Here is an 8768-nt window from a genome sequence, read left to right as displayed (position 1 = left end):
GCCCGGACCCCGAGACCTGCTACCTCGTGCAGCGCCCTAACTGAACGGTATTGGGGTTAGCGTCCGACAGCTTTCTCCAGCTCGGCCTTGCTCATGGACGACCGGCCCGCGATGTTCTTGTCCTGGGCCTCCCTGTAGAGCTGCGCCTTGGTGCGGCCACCCGCTCCCTTGTGCGAGCGCAGTCCGCCACGCCGGGCCGACGAGATGTCATCGGTAGAGGTCTTGCTGGCCTGCTTCGCCTCGCCGGTGCGCGCCCGCTCCTTGTTCACGGTGCGCGCCGCGATCTGCTTGGCCGTCTTCTCGGAGCGGCCGCGGTCCTCGAGACCGTCCTTGATGTGCTCGTACTGCTTCTCGCGTTTCTTGCTCCAGCCCTGCGGCACGGTTCCTCCTGCTCGTGGTCTGCCCTTAGGAGTACCCGCGAGCGCGGGCTCGTTACGACCGGGGCTCGTCGGGGCACTCCTAGACAAACGCCACCATCCGGAGGTACTTCATGACTGCGCCCCAACAGTCCGCGCACCAGGACAAGCCAGCTGCCCAGCCGACGTCTGTACAGAACGCGAGCATCGGCCAGCTGACCTCCCAGGTCAGCGAGCAGGTCACCCGCCTCGTCCGCGACGAACTCGCGCTCGCGCAGATCGAGGCCAAGAGCAAGGTCAAGCACCTCGGCGTCGGCGTCGGGATGTTCGGCGGCGCCGGCGTCTTCGGCTTCTACGCCTTGGGCGTGTTCATCGCCGCCGCCGTACTCGGGCTCGCCACCGCGCTCGACGCCTGGCTGGCCGCGCTGATCGTCGGAGCTGTGCTCGTGATCATCGCGGCCGTCGTGGCGCTGACCGGCAAGAAGAACCTGTCGCAGGGCTCACCGCCGGTACCGAAAGAGGCGATCGAGAGCACCAAGACCGACGTCGCGACCGTCCGCGAGGCGGTTCAGCGATGACCGAGTCCGCCGACAGCACGCCGAAGACGGCCGAGGAGCTGCGCGCCGACATCGAGGCCACCCGCGCGGAGCTGGCCGAGACCGCCGACGCGCTCGCGGCGAAGCTCGACGTCAAGGCTCAGGCCAAGGAGAAGGTGCACGCGGTCGGCGATAAGGTCACGACGACGGTCACCGAGAACAAGACGCCCATCGGCGCCATTGCCGGCTCCGCGGCTGCAGTATTCGCCCTCGTCGTGGTGCTGCGGGTGCGGCGCAGCCGCAAGCCGAAGGCCAAGGTGGCAAAGGCGCTCGCGAAGGCCGAGAAGGCGCGTCAGAAGAAGAACAAGAAGAAGGATTAGGACGGACTAGCCGCTGGTCGCCCGCACGAGGTGGGCGACCAGCTTCGGGTCGGCCTCGAGGAAGATCAGCTTCCGGAGTTCTTCGAACGTCTGCCGCAGTCGTTTGACGTCCACCGGCTGCTCACGTTGTTGCGCTCCGACAAGCAGGTTGATCGTCATTCGGGCAAGCAGCCGCGCAGCGGTGCGGTCCAGGCCCAAGGCAACTACCGCGTCCGTGACGTGTCGTTCCCGACGGCGGTCGACGCGCACCGTAACCGCGTTCACCTCGGCGTTGCTGCGGGCCCACGCCCGGATCGCCGCTTCTGACGCATGCGGCAACGAGACGGTGAACTCGAGGAGGGTGGCGATCCGCAGCGTGGCATCGGGCTGGGCCTTCGCGATTGCGGTGAGCCGCTCGGTGCTCTCGGACTCCCAGAACAGCAGCAGCGCGTCGACGAACGCCGGCATGCTGCCGAAGTGGTGATAGAACGAGCCCTTCGTGACCTGCAGCCGTTCGCACAGCGCGTTGATCGTCAGGGCCTCGCTCCCGCTCTCGCCCAGGACGTCCAACGCCGCGCGGTAGTAGTCCTCGACGCTCAGGCGGTCCATGCCGCTATCGTGTCACGGCTTCACGGCAGGTAGCGGTAACCCATGCCCGGCTCGGTGATCAGGTGCCGTGGCCGCGATGGCTCCGGCTCGAGTTTGCGGCGCAGTTGTGCCAGGTAGATGCGCAGGTAACTCGGGTCGGTGTGCTCGGACGACCCGCGCACGGCGGTCAGCAGGGTGTCGCTGCTGACGAGCTTGCCCGGGCGGCGCAGCAGCACGTCCAGGATCTTCCATTCGGTAGGCGTCAGGTGGACGGACGTGCCGTCGGCAGCCGTCGCGGTCGTCAGACCGAGGTCGATACGCACCTCGCCGACCGTCACCGCAACGTCCTCGTCGGTGGTCGCCGAGCGGCGGCTGGTGGCCCGCAACCGAGCGAGTAGCTCGTCCATACTGAAAGGTTTGGTGACGTAGTCATCGGCGCCGAGGTCGAGCGCCTCGACCTTGTCGGCGCTGTCGCTGCGCGCCGACAGCACGATGATCGGGGTGCTCGAGTACGAGCGCACAGCGCGGATCACTTCGACGCCGGAGATGTCGGGCAGACCCAGGTCGAGAACGATCACGTCGTGCTTCTGCTCGGCCAGCGCGGTGAGTGCGCGGGTGCCGGTCTCGGCCTCGGTGACGGCGTAACCCCGGGCCACCAGGTTCATTGCCAACGCCCGCAGCAGAGCCCGCTCGTCCTCGACGATCAGCACGCGCGTCATGGAGCCACCTGCCGAGCGATCTCCAGTGAGACGACGAAGGTGGCGCCGCCGCCGGGCGTGGGTTCAGCCGTGACCGAACCGCCCATGGCCTCGGTCAATCCGCGCGCGATAGCCAGCCCGAGCCCGACGCCCGAGCCGTTGCGGGGCGAGTCGTCGGTGCACTGGAAGGCTCGGAACCAGGCCTCGGGATCCTCGCCGGGCAACCCCGGGCCCTGATCGATAACCCGCAGCTCGACCCGGTCGGCGTGCGCGCTGCCCGCCACCCGTACCGCCGTGTCCGCGGGGGCGTAGCGCTGCGCGTTCTGGATCAGGTTGGCCAGCACCCGTTCGAGCAGGCCGGCGTCGGCGCGCACCTCGGGCAGGTCGGCCGAGACGTCCACCTCGATCGGCCGCTCGAGCGCTACGTGGTCGAGCGCGCGGGCCAGCACGTCGTCGAGTCCGACGGCTGCGGGCGCGACCGGCATCGCCCCCACCTGCAGGCGGGAGAGGTCGAGCAGATTGGTGACGAGATCGGTGAGCCGATCCAGCGAGGTCTCGGCCGAGGCAAGCAGCTCGTCGCGGTCGGCGTCGGTCCATGCCACCTCGGGTGCGCGCAGGCTGGACACCGCCGCCTTGGCCGCTGCGATGGGCGTGCGCAGGTCGTGGCTGACGGCGTTGAGCAGCGCCGTGCGCTGCCGGTCGGACTCGGCCAGCGGCTCGGCGGCCCGGGCCGCTTCGGCCAGCTCGCGCTGGCGGTACGCCACGGCCAGGTTGGCCGCGAAGGCGCTGAGGACGCGCTGGTCACCGGCACTCAGCGGGTGGCCGCGCAACGCGAGGTGCAGGCCGTCGACGACCAACGCTCCGGCGTCGCCCTCGTCCGGCGTGCTCGGTGGGTCGTCGCCGACCGACGCCTCCACGCGCCACTGCCGGGTGGCCGGTTCCTGGCGGAGCAGCGACGCCGCATCGACGGCGAAGCTCTCGCGGGTGCGGGTGAGCAGCGCGGGCACGGCCTGCTCGCCACGGAGCAGGCTTCCCGCGAATGTCGACAGCGTCTCGGCCTCGGCGCCGGCGCGAGCAGCCTGCGTCGAACGCCGCGCCGCGAGGTCGACCACCCGGGAGACCAGCACCGCAATGACGAGGAAGGTCACGACCGCTACCAGGTTCGACGGCCGGTTGATGTCCAGCGTGTAGCGCGGCTCGACGAAGTAGTAGTTGAGCAGCAGGCTGGCGGCGACGACGCTGACCAGCGCCGGGTAGAAGCCGCCGACGAGACTGGTGAGCACCACGATCAGCAAGAAGAGCGGGACTTCGGCGGCGAAGTCGAGTTGCCCGCGAAACTGCGTGCCGACGACCGTCAGCGCCGGCAGCAAGATAGCGGCGAGCACAAATCCGGCGATCCGACGCTGCGCCGTGAGCCCATGGGTCAGCTGCGGTAGTCGCAACCCCGAGCTGCCGGCGCCGCGCGCGTAGTCGTGGCTGACGAGGTGGACGTCGATGTGGCCGGACATCCGGGTGACCAGTTCGCCGGTGCCGGCCCCGGTCAGCGCGGCGGCGAACCGGTTACGTCGCGAGGTGCCCAGCACGATCTGTGTGGCGTCGACGCGACGGGCGAAGTCGAGCAGCGCCGACGGCACCGCGTCGCCAAGCACCGAGTGGTACGTGCCCCCGAGCGACTCCACGAGCAGCCGCTGCCCGGACAGCGCGGCGACGCCGGGGCCGGACAACCCGTCGCTGCGGGCGACGTGCACAGCCAGCAGCTCGCCGCCCGCGGTGCGGGCCGCGATGCGTGAGGCCCGACGGATCAGGGTGTCGCCCTCGGGGCCGCCGGTGAGCGCGACGACAACGCGTTCCTTCGTCTCCCAGGTGGCGGTGATGCCGTGCTGCTCTCGGTAGCGCTGCATCCCCTCCTCGACCGAATCCGCGAGCCACAGCAGCGCCAGCTCGCGCAGCGCGGTCAGGTTGCCGGGACGGAAGTAGTTCGACAGCGCAGCGTCGATCTTGTCGGGCTTGTAGATGTTGCCGTGCGCCATCCGCCGGCGCAGCGCCTCGGGCGTCATGTCGACGAGTTCCACCTGCTCGGCCGCGCGCACGAACGCGTCGGGCACCGTCTCGCGTTGCGGCACGCCGGTGATCTCGGCGACCACATCGTTGAGGGACTCGAGGTGTTGGACGTTCAGCGTGGTCACCACGTCGATGCCCGCGTCGAGCAGCGCGTGGACGTCCTGCCAGCGGCGTTGGTTCGGCCCTGAGCCGGGCACATTGGTGTGCGCCAGCTCGTCGACCAGCGCAACGGCCGGGTGCCGCGCGAGCACCGCGTCGAGGTCGAGTTCGGTGAATGTGGCGCCGCGGTGCACGACACTGCGGCGCTCGACGCAGGGCAGGCCGTCGAGCTGCTTCGCTGTATGCGGGCGATCGTGGGTCTCGGCGATGGCCACCACGACGTCGGTGCCGCGCTCAAGGCGCCGACGGCCCTCGTCGAGCATGGCCACCGTCTTGCCGACGCCCGGCGCGGCGCCGAGGTAGACGCGCAGCGTGCCGCGTGCCATCGCCACCTCCCGGTCCGGCCCCGTCCGGGCCCCAACCTAACGGGCGGCATGACCGACACGAGTCATGGCCGGTCGGCGGGCAGGGCGACAACGGCGGTCCGGCCGCCGCCCGGCGTGTCGTCGAGGGTGAGGGTCCCGTGCATCGCCTCGGTGAAACCGCGGGCAATGGCCAGGCCCAACCCGACGCGGTGTGCTGTAGCGGGTGGCGTGGTCCTCGCGGCGTTGGAACGGCGCGAACACCCGGTCGCGCTCGTCGTCGGGGATGCCGGGACCGCGATCGGCGACCCGGATCTCGACGGCCTGCCCGACTCGGTGTTGGAGGCGGTGCCCGCGGCCGAGGCGCAGCTGGTCGAGTTCGGGCGCACCTTCGACGCCGCCGCGCTGCAGAAACTCGCCGACCGGCACCGCGACCTGCTCGACCCGGACGGCACACTCGACGACGTCGAGAAGCGGCGCCGGGAGCGGGACCTGCGGTTCACCCAACGCCCCGACGGGTCCTGCACCGGCAGCTTCGAGGGCACCGCGGAGCCGGCGGAGGTGCTGCAGGTCGCGTTCGACTCCCTCAGCGCACCGAAACCCGCTGCCGATGGGGTGAAAGACCCCCGCTCGGCGGGGCAGCGGCGTCACGACGCGCTGCTCGACGCCCTCAAGATCACGGTCGGGTCCGGCAGCTTGGAGAAGTCCGGTGGGGTGCTGGCCACCATCATCCTGACCATGACCGCCCACGACTACGCCCACGGCACCGGGTTCGCCACCACCAGCCACGGGGCGCAGGTCCCCACCGCGGAGGCGATGTCCTGGGCCGGTGGCAACTACCGACCTGTGACCTCCCAACTCAGCCAAGCAATCGTGGCCTACCGCAGTACCGACCAACTGTGCGAACCCAACCTCACCCGGACCCAGCGGCGTGACTGACCGCAGCCCGCAGTACGGGCCCATCACCACCGGGAGTTCGAACGCATGGGCTGGACCGTCCGCATCGTCGACGGCCGACCAGAATGGACGCCCCCACGCTGGATCGACCCGGGATCGACCCGCAACAGAAACCCACCCGCACGTGACAGATCCGATCTTTGTGATCCAGCACCACCTGGCCACCGCCGACCACTACGACGTGCGGTTCGAGATCCAGGGCGTGTTGGTGTCGTGGGCCGTGCCGAAGGGTCCGTCCACCGATCCGCGGGTCCGCCGGCTGGCCAAGCGCACTGGCGACCATGATCTCGCGTACGCCGATTACGAGGGGGTTCTCGGTCCGCGACGCGGCGGAGGGACGGTGCAGGTCTGGGATCGCGGCACGTTCCGCAACATCAGCCGGCGCAAGGGCGAGCCGATCAGCGCCGCCGAGGCGCTGGACGAAGGCCACCTCTCCGTCGACGTCGCGGGCGAGAAGATCAGCGGCGGCTACACGCTGATCCGCACCGGCGGCGACATGTGGTTGCTGATCAAGCACAAGGGAGCCGGCGCCGATCCCTCGAGCGAACCGACGAGCGCGCTACCCGAGTCGGTGCTCACCGGCCGCACGATGGCGCAGATCGCCGAGCAGGGTTAGCGATGGTCAGCCGGCGTCAGCCCGACCGGCCGCCCAGCCGCTCCACCGCTCGACGTGCACGGTCACGACCGGGCCGGGCGGCGGCTGCAGTTTATAGACGGGGTAGCGCGCCACGAGCAGGTCGAGTACCTGGGGCGTCAGGTCATTGACCTCGGCCAGGCCGTCGGCGCGCGCCCACCACAGCTGCGTCCAGTCGTCGGCGTAATGGTCGACGAGGAGCGAGACGGCCGGGTGAGCAGCGATGTCGGCCAGGCGCCCGAGCGACGTCGTCGACTTCGGCTTCCTATCGACGGCCGAATGCAGATCGTCACCGTCGACGGCGAATACGAGCGGCACCAGGCGTGGTTGCCCGTCGGCCCGCACGGTGGCCAGCCGGGCAACAGGCGATGCCACGAACCGAGCGCGAGCTTGTTGCGACGTCAACCGCACAACCGCAGCCTAGGGAACCAATCGTGCACTTCGTGGTGGGATGAGGGCATGACTGCTCCCCCGCAGGACGGCCGCATCGTCGTCGAGGAGCTGACGAAGGTGTTCGGCGGCAATGTCCGCGCCGTCGACCAGCTCAGCTTCACCGTCGAGCCCGGCTCGGTGACCGGCTTCCTCGGCCCGAACGGCGCCGGCAAGACGACCGCGCTGCGCATGACGCTGGGCCTCGTTCGGCCGACAAGCGGGCGCGCCACGATCGGCGGCGTCGAATACCGCGACCTCGGCACGCCGACCCGCACGGTGGGCGCGGCCCTCGAGGCCTCGAGCTTCCATCCGGCCCGCAGCGCACGCAACCACCTGCGGATCATGTGCACGGTGGCCGGCCTGCCCGACCAGCGGGCCGACGAAGTGCTGCAGCTCGTCGGACTGGGCGACGCCGCACGGCGCAAAGTCCGGGGTTACTCCCTGGGAATGCGCCAACGGCTGGGCCTTGCCGCGGCGCTGCTCGGTGACCCAGCCGTCCTCATTCTCGACGAGCCGGCAAACGGACTCGACCCCGACGGCATCCGCTGGCTGCGGGGATTCCTCCGCTCCCTGGCCGATCAGGGACGCACCGTGCTGGTCTCGAGCCACCAGCTCAACGAGGTGCAGGAGATCGCGGACCGCGTGGTCATCCTCAATCATGGACGGCTCGTACGCGCCGGCTCGATCGCGGAGCTGACGGCCGGCACGGACCGGGTCTTCGTCCGCACACCTGATCCCGAAAGTCTGCGTCGTGCCCTCGGGCCGGCCGCCGCGCTCGACCTGGCCGACGCGACGACCGTCTACGTCCGCGGGCTCACCGCCGAGCAGGTCGGCCATGCCGCCCACGCCAACGGCGTCGAATTGCACGAGTTGACCCCGCAACGCTCGGACCTCGAGGACCTGTTCTTCGCGCTGACCTCAGGAGCACCTCGATGATCCGCCTCATCCGCGCCGAGCTGCTCAAGCTGCGCACGACCCAGGTGTGGTTCTGGCTGCTCCTCGGCGCCATCGCCATCAGTGCGCTGTTCGTGATCGGCCCGCTGGCGTCGGATGACATCAAGAGCAGCGGCGACGTTGCCGACATGTTCTCCAACGCCGCAATCGCCTACGTCCTGACCTTCGTGCTCGGCGTCCTCGGAGTGACGACAGAGTTCCGCTACCAGACGATCACGCCCACGCTGCTGGCCACACCGTCGCGGTGGGCGCTGGTGACGGCCAAGATGATCACCTACGCGATCCTCGGCATCGTCTACGCCGCCATCTGCGTGCTGGTCGAGCTGGCGATTGCGGTGCCGTGGCTCAGCAGCAAAGGCGTCGACTACTCACTGGGCGGCGACGGCATCCCGCACGCGCTGATCAGCGTGTTCGTCGTGCTCGCCCTGTTCGGGACGATCGGCCTCGGCGTGGGCGCGCTGCTGAAGAACCAGATCGTCGCAGTCACCGTCGGCATCGTGTTCCTAGTCGTGCTGCAGAACATCTTTCTTGCGATTCCCGGTGTCAAGCACGTCTACCCGTACCTGCCGGGCGGCGCGGCCGCAGCGATCGCGGCCGTGACGTCCGACAATCGAAGCATCAACGGCGTCACCCTGCTCTCGACCGCCGGCGGTGTCATCGTGCTGGTGCTGTGGGCGATCATTCCGGCGGTCGTCGGCGCATCATTCACACTGAATCGCGACATCACCTGAT

At 69.6% G+C, this 8768-nt stretch carries 11 protein-coding genes and 1 pseudogene; 6 read left to right on the top strand and 6 right to left on the bottom strand.

The features are described from left to right. Positions 1-56: 56 nt before the first annotated feature. Positions 57-380 carry a plasmid stabilization protein gene (locus ACFFC4_RS11400; RefSeq protein WP_375500863.1) on the bottom strand — a complete coding sequence of 108 codons (324 nt, stop codon included), beginning with the start codon at positions 378-380 and terminating at the stop codon, positions 57-59. 110 nt (positions 381-490) lie between these two features. On the opposite strand from ACFFC4_RS11400, the gene ACFFC4_RS11395 reads away from it, so the two are divergent. Together ACFFC4_RS11395 and ACFFC4_RS11390 are read left to right on the top strand one after the other, a co-directional pair. Then, entirely contained in the window at positions 491-934 is a 444-nt protein-coding gene (locus ACFFC4_RS11395) for a phage holin family protein (RefSeq protein ID WP_375500861.1), read from the top strand. Continuing rightward, the gene (locus ACFFC4_RS11390) at positions 931-1272 is read left to right on the top strand and encodes a DUF3618 domain-containing protein (protein WP_375500859.1); all 342 of its coding nucleotides are present in this window, start codon (positions 931-933) and stop codon (positions 1270-1272) included. The genes ACFFC4_RS11395 and ACFFC4_RS11390 overlap by 4 nt, the downstream gene beginning before the upstream one ends. 6 nt (positions 1273-1278) lie before the next feature. On the opposite strand, the gene ACFFC4_RS11385 is transcribed toward ACFFC4_RS11390, so the two are convergent. From ACFFC4_RS11385 to ACFFC4_RS11370, 4 genes and pseudogenes are all read right to left on the bottom strand, one after another. After that, entirely contained in the window at positions 1279-1860 is a 582-nt protein-coding gene (locus ACFFC4_RS11385) for a TetR/AcrR family transcriptional regulator (protein ID WP_375500857.1), read from the bottom strand. A 20-nt stretch (positions 1861-1880) separates the two neighbouring features. Further along, entirely contained in the window at positions 1881-2558 is a 678-nt protein-coding gene (locus ACFFC4_RS11380) for a response regulator (protein WP_375500855.1), read from the bottom strand. After that, a complete protein-coding gene (locus tag ACFFC4_RS11375; RefSeq protein ID WP_375500853.1) occupies positions 2555-5083 on the bottom strand; it encodes a DUF4118 domain-containing protein in 2529 nt (842 codons plus the stop codon). The genes ACFFC4_RS11380 and ACFFC4_RS11375 overlap by 4 nt, the downstream gene beginning before the upstream one ends. A 62-nt stretch (positions 5084-5145) precedes the next feature. Next, positions 5146-5392: pseudogene (locus ACFFC4_RS11370) on the bottom strand (sensor histidine kinase); the annotation flags it as partial. 3 nt (positions 5393-5395) lie between these two features. Between ACFFC4_RS11370 and ACFFC4_RS11365 the strand changes: the two are divergent. Beyond that, positions 5396-5998 (top strand): DUF222 domain-containing protein, encoded by a 603-nt coding sequence (locus ACFFC4_RS11365; RefSeq protein WP_375500851.1) that lies wholly within the window; start codon positions 5396-5398, stop codon positions 5996-5998. A gap of 142 nt (positions 5999-6140) precedes the next feature. Continuing rightward, positions 6141-6632 carry a DNA polymerase ligase N-terminal domain-containing protein gene (locus ACFFC4_RS11360; protein ID WP_375500849.1) on the top strand — a complete coding sequence of 164 codons (492 nt, stop codon included), beginning with the start codon at positions 6141-6143 and terminating at the stop codon, positions 6630-6632. Positions 6633-6638: 6 nt separating this feature from the next. On the opposite strand, the gene ACFFC4_RS11355 is transcribed toward ACFFC4_RS11360, so the two are convergent. Beyond that, positions 6639-7061: a TIGR03668 family PPOX class F420-dependent oxidoreductase gene (locus tag ACFFC4_RS11355; protein ID WP_375500847.1), complete on the bottom strand. Its 423-nt coding sequence runs from the start codon at positions 7059-7061 to the stop codon at positions 6639-6641. A gap of 48 nt (positions 7062-7109) precedes the next feature. On the opposite strand from ACFFC4_RS11355, the gene ACFFC4_RS11350 reads away from it, so the two are divergent. Together ACFFC4_RS11350 and ACFFC4_RS11345 are read left to right on the top strand one after the other, a co-directional pair. Beyond that, on the top strand, positions 7110-8018 hold the full coding sequence (locus tag ACFFC4_RS11350; RefSeq protein WP_375500845.1) for an ABC transporter ATP-binding protein: 909 nt from the start codon (positions 7110-7112) through the stop codon (positions 8016-8018). Beyond that, complete coding sequence (locus ACFFC4_RS11345; RefSeq protein ID WP_375500843.1) at positions 8015-8767, top strand: ABC transporter permease; 753 nt, start codon at positions 8015-8017, stop codon at positions 8765-8767. Before ACFFC4_RS11350 ends, ACFFC4_RS11345 begins: the two co-directional genes overlap by 4 nt. Position 8768 lies beyond the last annotated feature (1 nt).

Origin of the sequence: uncultured Jatrophihabitans sp., from assembly GCF_964244045.1 — a bacterium.
Lineage (GTDB): Bacteria > Actinomycetota > Actinomycetes > Mycobacteriales > Jatrophihabitantaceae > Jatrophihabitans.
This window is presented reverse-complemented; position numbering and strand designations above follow the sequence as displayed.